Annotated in this window: 16 protein-coding genes; all 16 read left to right on the top strand. The window is 61.7% G+C overall.

Annotated elements, in window-relative coordinates:
• The first annotated feature begins 174 nt into the window (after window positions 1–174).
• The 16 genes from flhA to ccmB all read left to right on the top strand — a co-directional run bounded on the left by flhA (window position 175) and on the right by ccmB (window position 15,794).
• Window positions 175–2,277, top strand: a complete 2,103-nt coding sequence (flhA, locus tag AB7E19_RS17995; protein ID WP_010673930.1) for a flagellar biosynthesis protein FlhA — start codon at window positions 175–177, stop codon at window positions 2,275–2,277.
• A gap of 16 nt (window positions 2,278–2,293) precedes the next feature.
• Window positions 2,294–3,793, top strand: a complete 1,500-nt coding sequence (gene flhF, locus AB7E19_RS18000; RefSeq protein WP_201956072.1) for a flagellar biosynthesis protein FlhF — start codon at window positions 2,294–2,296, stop codon at window positions 3,791–3,793.
• Between the two features lies 1 nt (window position 3,794).
• Window positions 3,795–4,670, top strand: coding sequence for a MinD/ParA family protein (locus AB7E19_RS18005; protein ID WP_041212631.1), 876 nt, complete (start codon window positions 3,795–3,797; stop codon window positions 4,668–4,670).
• Window positions 4,663–5,382 (top strand): RNA polymerase sigma factor FliA, encoded by a 720-nt coding sequence (locus tag AB7E19_RS18010; RefSeq protein WP_029314170.1) that lies wholly within the window; start codon window positions 4,663–4,665, stop codon window positions 5,380–5,382. The genes AB7E19_RS18005 and AB7E19_RS18010 overlap by 8 nt, the downstream gene beginning before the upstream one ends.
• A gap of 122 nt (window positions 5,383–5,504) precedes the next feature.
• Window positions 5,505–5,876 (top strand): chemotaxis response regulator CheY, encoded by a 372-nt coding sequence (gene cheY, locus AB7E19_RS18015; RefSeq protein ID WP_425278782.1) that lies wholly within the window; start codon window positions 5,505–5,507, stop codon window positions 5,874–5,876.
• A 12-nt stretch (window positions 5,877–5,888) separates the two neighbouring features.
• Window positions 5,889–6,629, top strand: a complete 741-nt coding sequence (locus AB7E19_RS18020) for a protein phosphatase CheZ (protein WP_041212633.1) — start codon at window positions 5,889–5,891, stop codon at window positions 6,627–6,629.
• Between the two features lie 11 nt (window positions 6,630–6,640).
• The gene (locus AB7E19_RS18025; protein ID WP_322131889.1) at window positions 6,641–8,791 is read left to right on the top strand and encodes a chemotaxis protein CheA; all 2,151 of its coding nucleotides are present in this window, start codon (window positions 6,641–6,643) and stop codon (window positions 8,789–8,791) included.
• 31 nt (window positions 8,792–8,822) lie between these two features.
• Window positions 8,823–9,938, top strand: a complete 1,116-nt coding sequence (locus AB7E19_RS18030; protein WP_236276424.1) for a protein-glutamate methylesterase/protein-glutamine glutaminase — start codon at window positions 8,823–8,825, stop codon at window positions 9,936–9,938.
• A 2-nt stretch (window positions 9,939–9,940) separates the two neighbouring features.
• Window positions 9,941–10,678, top strand: coding sequence for a flagellar motor protein (locus AB7E19_RS18035; RefSeq protein ID WP_164882629.1), 738 nt, complete (start codon window positions 9,941–9,943; stop codon window positions 10,676–10,678).
• A gap of 2 nt (window positions 10,679–10,680) precedes the next feature.
• Window positions 10,681–11,589: an OmpA family protein gene (locus AB7E19_RS18040; protein ID WP_134996662.1), complete on the top strand. Its 909-nt coding sequence runs from the start codon at window positions 10,681–10,683 to the stop codon at window positions 11,587–11,589.
• Window positions 11,590–11,593: 4 nt separating this feature from the next.
• Window positions 11,594–12,388, top strand: coding sequence for a ParA family protein (locus AB7E19_RS18045; RefSeq protein WP_010673940.1), 795 nt, complete (start codon window positions 11,594–11,596; stop codon window positions 12,386–12,388).
• Window positions 12,385–13,251 carry a chemotaxis protein CheW gene (locus AB7E19_RS18050; protein WP_134996663.1) on the top strand — a complete coding sequence of 289 codons (867 nt, stop codon included), beginning with the start codon at window positions 12,385–12,387 and terminating at the stop codon, window positions 13,249–13,251. The genes AB7E19_RS18045 and AB7E19_RS18050 overlap by 4 nt, the downstream gene beginning before the upstream one ends.
• Window positions 13,252–13,320: 69 nt before the next feature.
• Complete coding sequence (locus AB7E19_RS18055) at window positions 13,321–13,809, top strand: chemotaxis protein CheW (RefSeq protein ID WP_010673942.1); 489 nt, start codon at window positions 13,321–13,323, stop codon at window positions 13,807–13,809.
• A gap of 71 nt (window positions 13,810–13,880) precedes the next feature.
• Window positions 13,881–14,267, top strand: a complete 387-nt coding sequence (locus tag AB7E19_RS18060; protein WP_010673943.1) for a DUF2802 domain-containing protein — start codon at window positions 13,881–13,883, stop codon at window positions 14,265–14,267.
• Between the two features lie 219 nt (window positions 14,268–14,486).
• Window positions 14,487–15,122 carry a cytochrome c biogenesis heme-transporting ATPase CcmA gene (gene ccmA, locus AB7E19_RS18065; RefSeq protein ID WP_039039903.1) on the top strand — a complete coding sequence of 212 codons (636 nt, stop codon included), beginning with the start codon at window positions 14,487–14,489 and terminating at the stop codon, window positions 15,120–15,122.
• A 3-nt stretch (window positions 15,123–15,125) separates the two neighbouring features.
• Window positions 15,126–15,794 carry a heme exporter protein CcmB gene (gene ccmB / locus AB7E19_RS18070; RefSeq protein WP_010673945.1) on the top strand — a complete coding sequence of 223 codons (669 nt, stop codon included), beginning with the start codon at window positions 15,126–15,128 and terminating at the stop codon, window positions 15,792–15,794.
• Window positions 15,795–15,855: the final 61 nt, after the last annotated feature.

Genomic DNA, 15,855 nt, shown 5'->3' on the forward strand with positions numbered 1-15,855 from the left:
GGCTGGCCTTTGGCCTGCTTGGTGAAGGCAGCTTCCCCCCTGTCACCATTCCCCGTGACGCTAACGACGGACTTCTGACAGCGTTAAAATAAAAACCATATAAATCAATGTATTGAATCCTTGGCTTGATATTTGCTTTAATCCGCTATTGGCAGTTTATCATTGAGATGCACGATGGGATTCAAAGCGGGACTGGGCCGTTTCAAAGAGTACAAGTGGCTGCTCAGCAGAGGGGTAGGGACGCCGCTGCTGGTATTGGCCTCTCTGGGGATGGTGGTACTCCCCATTCCGCCCCTGATGCTGGATATCCTCTTTTCCTTCAACATCGCCCTCTCCATCGTGGTGCTGCTGGTGGCGGTCTATACCCGCCGCCCCCTGGAATTTGCCGCCTTCCCCACCGTCTTGCTGATCGCCACTCTGCTGCGGCTCGCCCTCAACGTCGCCTCCACCCGGGTGGTGTTGCTGGAAGGCCACAACGGCAGCGCGGCGGCAGGCCATGTGATCGAGGCGTTCGGCAACGTGGTGATCGGCGGCAACTATGCCGTGGGCATCATCGTCTTCATGATCCTGGTGATCATCAACTTCGTGGTGGTCACCAAGGGTGCGGGCCGGATCTCCGAGGTGAGCGCCCGCTTCACCCTTGACGCCATGCCCGGCAAGCAGATGGCCATCGATGCGGACCTGAACGCCGGTCTCATCAACCAGGAAGAGGCCAAGAAGCGCCGTCAGGACGTGACTCAGGAAGCGGACTTCTACGGCTCCATGGACGGTGCCTCCAAATTCGTGAAGGGGGATGCCATCGCGGGCATCATGATCCTCTTCATCAATATCATCGGCGGCTTCATCATCGGCATGATGCAGCACCAGCTCACCTTCGGCGAAGCGGCCCAGGTCTATACCCTGCTCGCCATCGGTGACGGTCTGGTCGCCCAGATCCCCTCGCTCCTGCTCTCCATTGCCGCGGCCATCATCGTTACCCGTCAGAATACCGACCAGGACATGGGGACAGCGGTACTCGGCCAACTGTTCGAAAATCCCAAGGCGCTGGTGATCTCCGCCGGCATCCTGCTGATGATGGGCAGCGTACCCGGCATGCCGCACCTGGCTTTCCTGAGCCTGGGGGCGGTGGCGGCGGCGGGCGCCTGGTGGCTGCTGCGCCGCGAGAAGCAGAACAAGGCGAAGGCGGCGAGCGGAGAACTCATGCCGGCCCAGGGGGATGCCCCGGTGGAGCAGAAGGATCTCAGCTGGGACGACGTCATGCCGGTGGACATCATCGGCCTGGAGGTGGGTTATCAGCTGATACCTCTGGTGGACAAGAACCAGGGGGGCGAGCTGCTCAACCGGATCAAGGGGGTGCGCAAGAAGCTCTCCCAGGAGCTGGGCTTTCTGGTACCTGCCGTCCACATTCGCGACAACCTGGATCTTGCCCCCAACCAGTACCGCATCACCCTGATGGGCGTGAGCACGGGGGAAGCCACCGTCTATCACGACAAGGAGATGGCCATCAACCCGGGGCAGGTGTTCGGCCAGATCCACGGTATCGCTACCCAGGATCCGGCGTTCGGGCTGGAGGCGGTCTGGGTCGCCAAGGAGCAGGTCTCCCAGGCCCAGACCCTTGGCTACACCGTGGTCGATGCGGCCACCGTGGTGGCTACCCACCTGAGCCAGATCCTCTCCAACCATGCGGCGCTGCTGCTGGGTCATGACGAGGTGCAACAACTGCTCGACATGATAGGGAAGCATCAGAGCAAGCTGGTGGAAGGACTGGTTCCCGAGGTGATCAGCATGGGCAACCTGGTGAAGGTATTGCAGAATTTGCTCAATGAAGGCGTGCCAATTCGCGATATGCGCACTATCCTGCAGACCCTCGTGGAATATGCGCCCCGCAGCCCGGACCCGGAAGTGCTGACCGCAGCCTGCCGGATCGCCCTGCGCAGATTGATTGTGCAGGAGATTGCCGGCCCCGAGCCCGAGCTGCCGGTGATCACCTTGTCACCAGAACTGGAACGTATATTGCATCAATCCCTGCAAGCAGGTGGGGGAGATGGCGCCGGTATCGAACCGGGACTGGCGGAGCGGATGCAACGCTCCCTGGTGGAAGCCACTCAACGACAAGAACTGGAAGGCCAGCCGGCCGTGCTTCTGACATCGGGGATATTGCGCAATACCCTGGCGAAATTTGTCAAGAATGCCATTCCTGGATTACGCGTGCTGTCCTATCAGGAAGTGCCTGACGACAAGCAGATCCGCATCGTCAGTGCGGTGGGACAGGGCTAGTTAGCGGAGATGACGGGTGAAGATTAAGCGGTTTTTTGCCAAAGACATGCGCACGGCGCTGGCCGAGGTCAAGGAGACTCTCGGACCCGATGCCGTCATCATGTCCAACAAAAAGGTCACCGGTGGGGTGGAGATAGTCGCGGCCGTCGATTATCAATCCCAGGTACCGGGGCCCAAAGACGCGCCGGTTCGCCGTCAGTTGAATGAAGAGAGCGTCAATATCTCGTCTGCGGGCAAGCAGATGACGAGGTCGGCGCCACCCAAGGAACAGAACGAATACTACGCCGATACCCTGGCGGCCCTGCTGGCACGCCAGCAGAAGCTCAATCCGGCCAACCCGGCGGGTGGCAATGCCGCCCCGGGATCATGGTCTGGCAGCGGAGCGGGCAACGGTCAGCCAGCCTCGGCCTCCTGGCCCGCCAATGGCGCTGCCGGCACCCAGTCCGCCGGACTGGCGGGCGCGGCCAGTGCTCCCAGAACCCTGGCCGAACAGGGCCAGTGGGGCGCCGCTCCCGAGCCCGCCAAGCCCAAGGCCCGTCCTGCCGCTGCCCCGCGCCAGGCTCAGTCCGCCCAGCGGGATCAGGAGATGGAGGGGATGCGCAAGGAGATGGCCAGTATCCGCAAGTTGCTGGAGCACCAGATCTCCGGCCTGATGTGGCAGGAGGTGGAGCGCCGCGAACCCATGCGCGCCCTGCTCATCAAGGAACTCAAGAAGATGGGGTTCGACGATGCCTTCGCCGATCAGCTGGCGGGCCTCATCCCCGAAGACATGCCGATCCATCAGGCCATGGCCCAGCTGGCCGAGGTGCTGACGGCCCAGCTCAAGATCAGCGAGGACGAGATCCTGCGTCAGGGGGGGGCGGTGGCCCTGCTCGGACCGACCGGGGTGGGCAAGACTACCACCATCGCCAAGCTGGCGGCCCGCTTTGCCATGAAGTATGGCGCCGAGCAGGTGGCGCTCATTACTACGGACAACTACCGGATCGGGGCCCACGAACAGCTACAGACCTATGGTCGCATCATGGGTTGCCCGGTGCGTCAGGTGCGGGACGCCGAAGAGCTGGCCAGTGCCCTCTATCAGTTCCGCCATCGCCGGCTGGTGCTCATCGACACCGCCGGGGTGGGTCAGCGGGATATCCGCCTGACCGAACAGCTCGACACCCTGGTGAAGAATGCCAAGGTGCGCATCCGCAGTTATCTGGTCATGTCGGCCACCTCCCAGCGACGTGTGATGCAGGAGGCGGTGGATCACTTCCGGCGCATTCCGCTCTCTGGCTGCATTCTGACCAAGCTCGACGAGAGCCTGAATCTGGGTGAAGTGATCAACGTGTGCATTCAAAACGCCCTGCCCATCAGTTACATCACCGACGGGCAACGGGTGCCGGAAGATATTCAAGTTGCCAACGCGGCGCTGCTGGTCGGTGCCGCCATGGGGTCGCTGGAACGGGAAGCAGAAGATCCCTATTTCTGGGGATCGGGTTTTGGCGAATCCGAAGATTCGGAGTTTTATGAGTAACATGTATATGGATCAGGCGAGTGGTCTGCGCAAAATGCGTCAAAACAATCGAGTGAAAGTGATCGCCGTGTCCGGAGGCAAGGGGGGCGTCGGCAAGACCAATGTGACCCTGAACGTGGCGGGAGCCATGGCCGCCCAGGGCAAGCGGGTGTTGGTGCTGGACGCCGACCTTGGTCTGGCCAACGTCGACGTCATGCTGGGGCTGAGGGTGCATCGCAACCTCTCCCATGTGCTGGCCGGGGAGTGCACCATAGACGACATCATCGTCGAGGGGCCCTACGGCATGATGATAGTGCCGGCCACCTCGGGCACTCAGTCCATGGTCGAGCTCTCCCCGGTACAACATGCCGAGCTCATCCGCGCCTTCAGCGAGATGAAGACCCAGGTGGACGTGTTGCTGGTGGACACGGCGGCGGGGATTTCCGACATGGTGCTGAGTTTCACCCGTGCCGCCCAGGACATCATGGTGGTGGTGTGCGATGAACCCACCTCCATCACGGATGCCTACGCGCTCATCAAGATCCTCTCCAAGGATCACGGTGTGTTCCGCTTCAAGGTGGTGGCCAACATGGTCCGCTCCCTGCGCGAGGGGCAGGAGCTGTTCGCCAAGCTGACCCGGGTCACCGACCGCTTCCTGGATACCTCCCTGGAGCTGGTGGCCTGCGTGCCTTACGACACCAACCTGCGGGCCGCGGTGCGCAAGCAGAAACTGATAGTTGAGGCGTTTCCAAAATCCCCTGCCGCCCTGGCATTTCGTGCCCTGGCGAACAAGGCGGCGAGCTGGCCCATCCCGAATCAGCCGGGCGGCCACCTCGAATTTTTCCTGGAAAACTTGTTGCAAAAGCCGGTCATAACACAGGAAGACTCCCGTGAATAAAGCCCAAGCATACTTGCGTCATCAGGATTCCTACGTGCTGGTCGAGCGACACGCTCCGCTGGTCAAGCGGATTGCCCAGCATTTATTGGCTCGCCTGCCAAGCAGTGTCTTGCTGGATGACCTGATCCAGGCAGGTATGATTGGGCTGCTCGAAGCTTCCCGCAACTTTGACGGCAGCAAGGGCGCCAGCTTTGAAACCTATGCCGGCATCCGCATCCGTGGTGCCATGCTCGACGAGATCCGCCGTGGGGACTGGGTGCCCCGCTCGGTGCACCGCAACAGCCGTGCCATCGCAGAAGCGATCGAGAACGTGGAGCAGGCCCATGGCCGGGATGCCAGAGACACCGAGGTGGCCGCCAATATGGGGGTGTCCCTCGGGGAGTACCATGCCATGCTGCAGGATGTCTCCTGCGGCAAGATCATCGGCATCGAGGATCTGGGCGTCAGCGAAGATGTCATCGGTCATCCCGATGAAGGCAACGGTCAGGGAGGATTCGACGATCTGGCGGCCGAGCGCTTCCAGGGGGCCCTGGCCGAGCACATCGCCCGCTTGCCGGAGCGGGAGGCGCTGGTGCTCTCCCTTTATTACGATGAAGAGCTGAATCTGCGCGAGATCGGTGAAGTATTGAGTGTGAGTGAGTCTCGGGTGAGCCAGATTCATAGTCAGGCCATGCACAGGCTGCGCGCCCGTTTGCGAGATTGGAATTTATAAGTGGTTGTACTGGCTACACTGGAGCACAACTCTAAGGCATAATCCGCACCATAAAACCTGCGATCTGCATCATGTAAGTGAGCCGTCTTGGCGGCTATTTAGGAGGAACTTTGGACAAGAACATGAAAATCCTCATCGTCGATGACTTTTCAACGATGCGCCGGATTATCAAGAACTTGCTGCGTGACCTGGGATACAACAATACCCATGAAGCAGACGATGGCAACACGGCGTTGCCGATGCTGAAAAATGGCGACTTCCAGTTCGTGGTCACCGACTGGAACATGCCTGGCATGCAGGGCATCGACCTGCTCAAGGCGATTCGCCTCGACGACAAGCTCAAGCACCTGCCGGTTCTGATGGTGACTGCCGAAGCCAAACGCGAGCAGATCATCGAAGCCGCCCAGGCCGGGGTCAATGGCTATATCGTCAAGCCGTTCACCGCTGCCACCCTCAAAGAGAAGCTCGACAAAATCTTTGAACGTATCGGCTAAGGAGCGGCAGGGATGAAGGCCAAAACGAGTGCCATGATCTCGCTTGACCAGGCAAGGATGCTGGTTGCCCACCTGGAGCGGGAAGAGTTTGAACAGGCCGATACCATCCTCGCCGATGTGTGCGCCCCCAATGCGGCGGCCCTGTTTGACAAGGTGGGGCAGCTGACCCGCCAATTGCACAACTCATTGCAGGATTTTCGCCTGGATCCCAGGATCCCCGACCTGGCCACCCATGAGATCCCGGATGCCCGGGAGCGTCTGAGCTATGTCATCGACATGACGGACAAGGCGGCCAATCGCACCATGGATGCGGTCGAGGCAAGCCTTCCCATCGCCGATCGACTCAACGACAACATTCAGCTGGTCATGCCCAACTGGAATGCCCTGATGAGCCGGGATCTCGAGCTGGGTCAATTCAAGGCGCTGTGCCATCAACTGAATGATTTTATTAAGGCTTCTGAGACGGATGCCGATAAGTTACGACAACTGCTGACGGAAATTCTGATGGCTCAGGATTTCCAGGACCTGACCGGTCAGATGATCCGCAAGGTGATCAAACTGGTGCAGGAAGTTGAAACGAAGTTGATAGAGATGCTGACCATGTTCGGTGAGGGCGTTAGCGACAATTCGGCACGTAGCCTGCCAGTGAGCGGCATCGAGGCGGAAGGCCCCATCATGAACCCGCAGACCCGCTCAGATGTGGTCAATGGTCAAGATGATGTGGACGATCTGCTGTCTAGCCTGGGATTCTAATGGAGTGACGCATGGCCTTCGAAGTTGATGAAGACATACTGCAAGACTTTTTGGTCGAAGCATCAGAAATATTGGAACAGTTGTCTGAACAACTGGTCGACTTGGAAAAGCGGCCCGATGACAAGAACCTGTTGAACGCCATCTTCCGCGGCTTCCACACCGTCAAGGGGGGAGCGGGCTTCCTCTCCCTCACCGAACTGGTGGATGTCTGTCACGGTGCCGAGAACCTGTTCGACATGCTGCGCAACGGCAAGCGGACCCTCAGTGCCGAGCTGATGGATGTCATCTTGCAGGCGCTGGATGCCATCAACGTCATGTTTGCCCAGGTCCAGAACCGCGAAGAGATAAGCCCCGCTTCTCCCGATCTGCTGCACGATCTGCACGAGCTGTGCAAGCCGGAAGGGCAGGAGCAGCTGCGTACCGCCAGCGTGGCGGCCCAGCCAGAACCCGAGCCTGAGCCCGAACCCGCACCAGAACCCGAGGTCATCGCCGAGGTGGCGCCTGTCGCCGTCAATGGCGGTGGCTCCATCGACGAGATCTCCGCCGACGAATTTGAACGCCTGCTCGATGAGCTGCACGGTGTCGGCAAAGCGCCGACGGTCTCTGCCGCCCCCGTGCTGAGCGGTTCAGGTGACATCACAGACGACGAATTCGAGGCTCTGCTCGACCAGCTCCATGGTCAGGGCCAGCACGGTGGTGCCCCCGATCTGGCCCCCCTGCAGTCGGTCCAGAAAGAGGTGGACGAGCTCATCGACGACGATGAGTTCGAGCGCCTGCTGGATGAACTGCACGGCCGTGGCCAGGCGCCCCAGCACAGTCTGGCACCTGCTCCTGCGCCCGAACCCAAGGCCCCGGCACCCGCTGCCCCCGCAGCCCCGGTGACGCCGCCCAAGGCGCCAGTGGCCGCCAAACCTGCGCCGGCAGAGCCCACAGCGCCAGCCAGGGCCGCCCCTGCCAAGCAGGCCGCTCCCGCCGAGAGCAGTGCGGTACAGAGCGATACCACGGTGCGGGTGGATACCAAGACCCTGGACGTCATCATGAACATGGTGGGCGAACTGGTGCTGGTGAGAAACCGCCTGGTGAGCCTCGGCATCGCCAGCAATGACGAAGAGATGTCCAAGGCTGTCGCGAACCTCGACGTCGTGACCGCCGATCTGCAGGGCGCGGTCATGAAGACCCGCATGCAGCCTATCAAGAAAGTATTCGGCCGCTTCCCGCGCGTGGTGCGCGATCTGGCTCGTACCCTCAAGAAGGAGATCGAGCTGGTGATGGTGGGTGAGGACACGGATCTGGACAAGAACCTGGTGGAGGCCCTGGCCGACCCCCTGGTTCACCTGGTGCGCAACTCCTGCGACCATGGCGTCGAGATGCCGGACGTGCGCGAGAAGGCGGGCAAGCCCCGTCAGGGCACCATCACCCTGAGCGCCTCCCAGCAAGGGGACCACATTCTGCTCTGCATCGAGGATGACGGCGCAGGGATGGACCCGGAGAAGCTCAAGTCCATCGCCATCAGCCGTGGCGTGCTCGATGCTGACAGCGCGGCGCGCATGAGCGACAACGATGCCTACAACCTGATCTTCGCCCCCGGCTTCTCCACCAAGTCGGAGATCTCCGACATCTCCGGCCGTGGAGTGGGCATGGACGTGGTGAAGACCAGCATCGTCAGCCTCAATGGCTCGGTACACATCGATTCCACCTGGGGCAAGGGCACCCGTCTCGAAATCAAGGTTCCCCTGACCCTGGCCATTCTGCCGACCCTGATGGTGGAGGTGGGTCAGCAGACCTTCGCCCTGCCCCTCGGTTGCGTGAATGAAATTTTCCACCTGGATCTGAAAAAGGCCAACGTGGTGGATGGCCAGCTCACCATCATCGTCCGTGACAAGGCGATTCCGCTGTTCTACCTGCACAAGTGGCTGGTACGCGGTGCCGGCAAGACGGCCCGCCAGGACCAGGGTCACGTGGTCATCGTCCAGATAGGGACCCAGCAGGTGGGCTTCGTGGTAGACAACCTCATCGGTCAGGAAGAGGTGGTGATAAAGCCCCTGGACAACCTGCTGCAAGGTACCCCCGGCATGGCCGGCGCCACCATTACCAGCGACGGCGGCATCGCCCTCATTCTGGATGTGCCCAGCCTGCTCAAGGCCTATGCCCGTCGCCACTGAGCGCCAGGCTCAAGGAGTTAAAAGAATATCAATGGCAGTCAAGGTATTAGTGGTCGACGATTCGAGTTTCTTCCGCCGTCGGGTCAGCGAAATCATCAATCAGGATCCCCTGATGACGGTGATCGACACGGCCCAGAACGGGCGGGAGGCGGTAGACAAGGCGCAGCAGTTGCGGCCCGACGTCATTACCATGGACATTGAAATGCCGGTGCTCGACGGCATCAGCGCCGTGCGCGAGATCATGGCCAAGTGTCCGACCCCCATCCTGATGTTCTCCTCCCTGACCCACGAGGGAGCCAAGGCAACACTGGATGCGCTGGATGCGGGCGCCCTCGATTTTCTGCCCAAGAAGTTTGAAGACATCGCCCGGGACAAGGACGAAGCCGTCAACCTGCTGCAGCAGCGGGTCAAGGAGATCGCTCGCAAACGCTTCCTGATGGCGACCCGGCCCCGTGCCCCCGAGCCTGCCGTCCGGCCCTCCCTCACGGGGACCCTGAATCGTCCCTTGGCCGAACGCCAGCCCGAGCCTGCGCGGGCAGCGGCGGCTCCCGCCGCGTTCAAGCGCAGCGGCAAGAGTTACCAGCTGGTTGCCATCGGTACCTCCACCGGCGGGCCGGTGGCACTGCAGAACGTGCTGACCAAGCTGCCGGGGGATTTCCCTCATCCCATTCTGCTGATCCAGCACATGCCAGCTACCTTCACCGCTGCCTTTGCCGCCCGCCTCAACGGGCTGTGCCAGATAGGCGTCAAGGAGGCGCAGGACGGCGACGTGCTCAAGCCGGGTCAGGCCTATCTTGCCCCCGGTGGCAAGCAGATGCTGCTGGAAGGGCGCGGGCCCGGTGCCCGTCTTCGCATCATCGATGGCAATGACAAGGTCAACTACAAACCCTGCGTGGACATCACCTTCGCCTCCGCCGCCAAGACCTATGGCGACAAGGTGCTGGCCATCGTCCTGACCGGCATGGGCGCGGATGGCCGCGACGGTGCCCGTCTGCTCAAGGAGCAGGGGGCGACCATCTGGGCGCAGGATGAAGCCTCCTGCGTGGTCTATGGCATGCCCCAGGCCGTTGCCAAGGCGGGCATAGCAAGCGAATCCCTGCCGCTGGATCGGGTGGCCCAGCGCATTCTGGTCGAGTTGGGTCGCTGACCATGGGCATGCTCGGCCTGGTGCTGGCGCTGGGGGCCGTCGCCATCGCCCAGTGGTGGCATGGCGGCAGCCTGCTGACCCTGCTGGATGGCCCGGCCTTTGTCATCGTCGTCGGGGGAACCTGGGGGGCGGTGATCTTGCAGACTCCCCGCAGGTACCTGCTCAGTGCCCTGAGGCAGGCGACCTGGATGCTGTTTCCGCCGCAGCTGGATCTTGCGGAGCAGGCCGAGCGCCTGAAGACGTGGGCCCAGTTCGCCCGCCAGCAAGGCTTGCTGGCGCTGGAAAACCAGGCCGAGGCCGAGCCCGATCCCTTCACCCGCCAGGGGCTTTCCATGATTGTGGATGGCGTCTCCATCGAGGATATCCGCAGCCTGCTGGAGGCGGACATCGACATCGAGCAGGAGCGCAACGAGCACTCGGCCAGGGTGTTCGAGTCCATGGGCGGGTACAGCCCCACCATCGGCATCATCGGGGCCGTGATTGGCCTCATCCAGGCCATGTTTCATCTGGAGGAGCCAGGCACCCTGGGGGCGGGCATTGCCGTGGCCTTCGTCGCCACCATCTACGGGGTGGGCTTTGCCAACTTGCTCTATCTGCCGATTGCGAATCGGCTGCGCGCCTTCCACTACCATTACGGCCTCTATCAGGAGATGACCCTGGAGGGGCTTCTGGCCATCGCCCACGGGGAGAACGGCCCGCAGGTTGAAAGGCGGTTACGGGCTTATCTGAAAGGGGAGTAGCCATGCGCAAGCGCTATCGTTTGCACCTGCAAGGGCGAGAGCATCTCGATCGCTGGCTGGTCTCCTATGCCGATTACATGACGCTCATCTTCGCCCTTTTCGTGGTGCTCTACTCCGTTGCCATCGTCAACAAGGAGGAGTACCGCGCCGTCATCGAGGGCATGACCCAGGCCTTCAACCAGGCGCCGCGCAGCGATGGCCTGCTGGAAGGGCGGGGCAATTCCTTGCTGGACAACCCGGTGTCGGCCGCCCCCAGCCTGCTGGAGAGCCAGGCCTCTGCGTCCCCCTCGCGTGCCCCCATCACGGGTACGCCCGTCTCGCAAGATGGCACGGCTCTTGCGCAGATCGACATGCAGATCCAGGAGTCCATGGGCGCCCTGGTCGATGCGGGGGTGGTGAAGCTTGCGCAGGATGACAACTGGCTGACGGTGGAGCTGAGTTCAGGTCTCCTGTTCAACAGTGGCAGCGCTTTTCTGGGTAACAATGCCGCCCCCGTGCTCGATACGCTTTCAGGTATTCTCAAACCGGTCGATAACTATGTCAGGGTGCGGGGCTACACGGATAACCAACCGATAAACAACGAAATTTTCCGCTCCAACTGGACATTGTCAGCGGCCCGCGCCGAGGCAGTGCTCAATGCCCTGGTGGGCAAGGGGGTGGCTCCCGGTCGGCTCGCCTACGAGGCGTACGGAGAGTTTTCCCCCTTCGTCGACAATGGCACCGAGCAGGGACGATTACAGAATCGCAAGGTGGTGGTCGCCATATCCAGGTTCGCCTGGGTGCCGCCAGCCCCCGTCAAACCGCTGACGGTGGCGCCGGTGCAGGACGCACCGCAGAGTGTCGACAGTGAAAAGATCAGGGTGATCGCGCTGCCCGGTGGGGGCATACGCATAACAACAAGGCAGGATTGATACAGTGATTGTTTGGACGGTTGCCAATCAGAAGGGTGGAGTCGGTAAAACCACCACGGTCGTCTCCCTGGCGGGCATTCTGGCCCAGCGTGGCCAGCGGGTACTGCTGATCGACACCGACCCCCACGCCTCCCTGACCTCCTATCTCGATTTCGACTCGGACAGGCTGGAAGGCACCCTGTACGAGTTGTTCCAGGCGGCCAAACCCAGCGCCGAGCTGGTCAACCGGATGACCCTCAAGACCCGATTCGAGAACATCAGCCTGCTGCCCGCCTCGATTACCCTGGCCACGCTGGATCGGGTGATGGGCAACCGGGAAGGGATGGGGCTGGTGCTCAAGCGCGCTCTGCTGCGGGTGCAGGATCAGTTCGACTACGTGCTCATCGACTGTCCGCCGGTGCTGGGGGTCATGATGGTGAACGCGCTGGCGGCCTGCGATCGCATCCTGGTGCCGGTGCAGACCGAATTCCTGGCCCTCAAGGGGCTGGAGCGGATGATGAAGACCTTCGAGATCATGCAGCGCTCCAAGCGGGAGAAGTTTCGCTACACCATCATTCCGACCATGTTTGACAAGCGTACCCGCGCCTCCCTGATGACATTGCAGTCCATCAAGGAGCAGTATGGGGAGGCGGTGTGGAATGCGGTCATTCCCATCGACACCAAATTCAGGGATGCCAGTCTGGTGCACATTCCTCCCTCCATCTATGCACCGGGCAGCCGGGGCACCTATGCCTATGAGACCCTGCTCAACCATCTCGACGCGCTGGAGCGTCAACGGACCCAGGAGGTGATGCCGTGAGAGAGACCACCCAGGTTCGGGCCATGGACGACTATTTCCACTCCCTGCTGCTGGACGATGCCCTGCTGCGGGAAGATCCCGAAGACGAAGCACCGGCCCCTGCGTTGCAACGTCAGACCGTCGCCGTGCCGGAGGTGGCTGCCACCCCCTATCTTGAAGCCGATACCCGACTGGCCCAGCTGAGCGAGCTGCTTGCCCAGGTGGGACAGGTCCAGTTCGAGATGGATGCCCTGAGCCACGAAGAGGTGCATGTCGAGCCATTCCAGCTCGAGGCGGAGGTGGTTGACAGTGAGCCTCTGGTCGCCCTGGCAGAGCCGGTGGTGGAAGCCGTGGCGGAGGAGGTCGAGCCCGTCGCCCTCGCGGTGGCAGAACCTGCGCCCGCCCTCGAAGCGGCGCCCGCACCGTCGACCTGGGAGAACCTGGATACCGGCAACGAGTTTCAGGCGCTCTTCTTCGATGTGGCCGGGGTGACGTTTGCGGTGCCTCTGACCGAGTTGGGGGGCATCCATCAACTGGGGGAGGTGACCTCTCTCTTCGGCCAACCGGGCTGGTACAAGGGGATCATGACCTCCCGCGAGCAGAAGATGAACGTGGTGGACACGGCCCAGTGGGTCATGCCGGGCCAGCATCTGGAGATGGACGATTACAAATATCTGATTATGCTGGGAGAATCACCCTGGGGATTGGCCTGTCACCAGTTGAAGGGCACAGAACTGCTGCACCGGGACCAGGTGAAGTGGCGCCATCAGGAGGGCAAGCGCCCCTGGTTGGCCGGCATGGTCAAGGAGAAGATGTGTGCCCTGCTGCACGTCAGGGAGCTCTTGCTGCTGCTTGGCCGGGGCGTGAACATCGAAGGCCGCTGACAACGTCGGCATCGCCATGGTTTTATTGCTAATTTTACCCGTTGACGGGTTCATACAAGGATCAAGAAGATGACAGAGAAGCGCAATATTGCACAGAATCTGGCCGAAGACGAAGTGCTGCAGTGGGTGACCTTCCAGTTGGAAAACGAGACCTATGGCATCAACGTGATGCAGGTTCAGGAAGTGTTGCGCTACACCGAGATCGCTCCGGTCCCGGGTGCACCTGACTACGTGCTGGGCATCATCAACCTGCGTGGCAACGTGGTGACCGTCATCGATACCCGCTCCCGTTTCGGCCTGCCGGCCGGGGATGTGAGCGAGAACTCCCGCATCGTCATCATCGAGGCGGAGAAGCAGGTGATCGGCATCATGGTGGACAGCGTGGCCGAGGTGGTCTATCTGCGCTCCTCCGAGATCGATGCCGCCCCGGCGGTGGGCACCGAGGAAAGCGCCAAGTTCATCCAGGGCGTCAGCAACCGTGACGGCCAACTGCTGATCCTGGTGGATCTCAACAAGCTGCTCTCCGACGAAGAGTGGGAAGACATTGGTTCCCTGTAACAGGGACGGGAACGTGCGGACGGGGGCGATGGCACCTGTCCGCCTCCCTGTGACGGTAAGGTGATGGTTTGATGATTGAATTTGCAGCCTTGGGGTTGTCCTTGCTCGCACTGGTGCTGGCCCTTTACGGGATCCTGGGGCACCGTCGTCGCCAGCGAGAGTCCGAGGCCAGGGTGGAAGCGCTGCAGGGGCAGCTCGAGAGTCTGCGCAAGCAGATGATGGAGTTGCACACGGGTGCCATCGGCATGGGTCAGCGTCTGCAAGCCGCAGAAGGGGCCATGCAGAAGATCCACGACAGCCAGCAGGAGCTGACGTTGCAGGATCCGGAGCGCCGCCTCTACAGCCGCGCCGCCAAGATGGTGGAGCTTGGTGCCGATCTGGACGAGGTGATGAGCGAGTGCGAGTTGCCCCAGGCGGAAGCGGAGCTGCTTATTTCCCTGCGAAAGGGGCGCAGCTGACGGATGTGTCGCGGGGAGGCCGGTGCCTCCCCGCTTTCTGTTCGGCCCGTGGCCACCTCTTTCTTGATGCCGGGACGGTGGATAATCCTTTGGCATCAATCTCTTTGGTGGGGGCGCGATCTTCCCCACAAATCCTGTTGATTATTGGCATCTTTGAAAAGACGCCTCCGGATCCTGTGTTAAGATGCAGGCCGCCTCATTTTCAACGATTACATCCCCATGCTGCTTCAAGCGAACAATCTGAGCTGCGTGCGTGAAGATCGCACCCTGTTTGAACATCTCTCCTTCGCGGTGCGTGCCGGGGATTTGATGCAGATTGAGGGGCCCAACGGGGTGGGCAAGACCAGCCTATTGCGCCTGCTCACCGGCCTCTCCCAGCCCTTTGCTGGCGAGGTGTGCTGGAATGGAGAGAATATCCGCCATTGCCGGGATGAATACCACGCCAGCCTGCTTTACCTGGGCCATCAGCCCGGCGTCAAGGCGACCCTGACCCCCCTTGAGAATCTCTCCTTCTACCAGAAGCTTCATGGCCCTGCCGGGGACGGCGTGGATCTCTGGCGGGTGCTGGCCCAGGTCGGCCTCGCCGGTTTCGAAGACTATCCCGCGGGACAGCTCTCCGCCGGGCAGCAGCGACGGGTGGCGTTGGCCAGGCTGTGGCTGAGCGAGCGACCGGCGCTCTGGATCCTGGACGAGCCCTTCACCGCCATCGACAAGCAGGGGGTCAGGGTGCTGGAGCAGTTGTTCCTCGCCCACGCGGACAGGGGGGGCATGGTGGTCCTTACGACCCACCAGGATCTGACCCTGATGCAGGGGCGGCTCAAGACTCTCTCCCTGACCTCGCTGTTGCAGGAGTAGCCCATGCTGCGCGCCGTCATACACCTTATTCACCGCGAGTTGCTGATGGCCCTGCGCCAGCGCGCCGACATCTTCAACCCGCTCTGGTTCTTCCTCATCGTCATCACCCTGTTTCCATTGGGGATCGGGCCCGAGCCCCAGTTGCTGGCACGCATCGCTCCCGGCATCATCTGGGTGGCGGCCCTGCTGGCGGCCATGCTCTCCCTGGAGCGGCTGTTTCGTGACGACTTCAGTGACGGCGCCCTGGAGCAGATGATGCTGATGCCCCATCCCCTGGGGTTGCTGGCCCTGGCCAAAGTGATCGCTCACTGGTTGCTGACCGGTCTGCCGCTGTTGCTGGTCTCCCCCTTGCTCGCCATCCTGCTCTCCCTGGAGCTGAAGACCTATCTGGCCGTGGTGGCCACCCTGGCGCTCGGTACGCCGGTGCTGAGCCTGCTCGGGGCGGTCGGAGTGGCGCTGACCGCAGGGCTGCGTAAGGGGGGCGTGCTGCTCAGCCTGTTGCTGCTGCCGCTCTATATTCCGGTGCTTATCTTCGCCACGTCCGCCATCGACGCGGCCAGCATGGGACTGCCCTATGCCGGTCAGCTCGCCATCCTGGGGGCCATGCTGGTGGGGGCATTGACCCTGACGCCCCTGGCCATCTCGGCGGCGCTGCGGGTGAGTGTCAACTGATTGATTTGGCGAAAAGATTTTCGTTTGAAGCCTTGTTAGGGGCGAGATAGTTGAGATAGAT

It is taken from the genome of Aeromonas sp. (assembly GCF_050252055.1).
In the GTDB taxonomy this organism is placed as follows: Bacteria; Pseudomonadota; Gammaproteobacteria; order Enterobacterales; family Aeromonadaceae; genus Aeromonas; species Aeromonas caviae.

Coding starts and splice junctions, on each gene's coding strand:
- ccmB (WP_010673945.1), top strand. CDS start 15,126: ATGCTGCGCGCCGTCATACACCTTATTCACCGCGAGTTGCTGATGGCC.
- AB7E19_RS18055 (WP_010673942.1), top strand. CDS start 13,321: ATGACAGAGAAGCGCAATATTGCACAGAATCTGGCCGAAGACGAAGTG.
- AB7E19_RS18020 (WP_041212633.1), top strand. CDS start 5,889: ATGAAGGCCAAAACGAGTGCCATGATCTCGCTTGACCAGGCAAGGATG.
- AB7E19_RS18025 (WP_322131889.1), top strand. CDS start 6,641: ATGGCCTTCGAAGTTGATGAAGACATACTGCAAGACTTTTTGGTCGAA.
- flhA (WP_010673930.1), top strand. CDS start 175: ATGGGATTCAAAGCGGGACTGGGCCGTTTCAAAGAGTACAAGTGGCTG.
- AB7E19_RS18060 (WP_010673943.1), top strand. CDS start 13,881: ATGATTGAATTTGCAGCCTTGGGGTTGTCCTTGCTCGCACTGGTGCTG.
- AB7E19_RS18030 (WP_236276424.1), top strand. CDS start 8,823: ATGGCAGTCAAGGTATTAGTGGTCGACGATTCGAGTTTCTTCCGCCGT.
- AB7E19_RS18035 (WP_164882629.1), top strand. CDS start 9,941: ATGGGCATGCTCGGCCTGGTGCTGGCGCTGGGGGCCGTCGCCATCGCC.
- AB7E19_RS18005 (WP_041212631.1), top strand. CDS start 3,795: ATGTATATGGATCAGGCGAGTGGTCTGCGCAAAATGCGTCAAAACAAT.
- AB7E19_RS18040 (WP_134996662.1), top strand. CDS start 10,681: ATGCGCAAGCGCTATCGTTTGCACCTGCAAGGGCGAGAGCATCTCGAT.
- cheY (WP_425278782.1), top strand. CDS start 5,505: ATGAAAATCCTCATCGTCGATGACTTTTCAACGATGCGCCGGATTATC.
- ccmA (WP_039039903.1), top strand. CDS start 14,487: ATGCTGCTTCAAGCGAACAATCTGAGCTGCGTGCGTGAAGATCGCACC.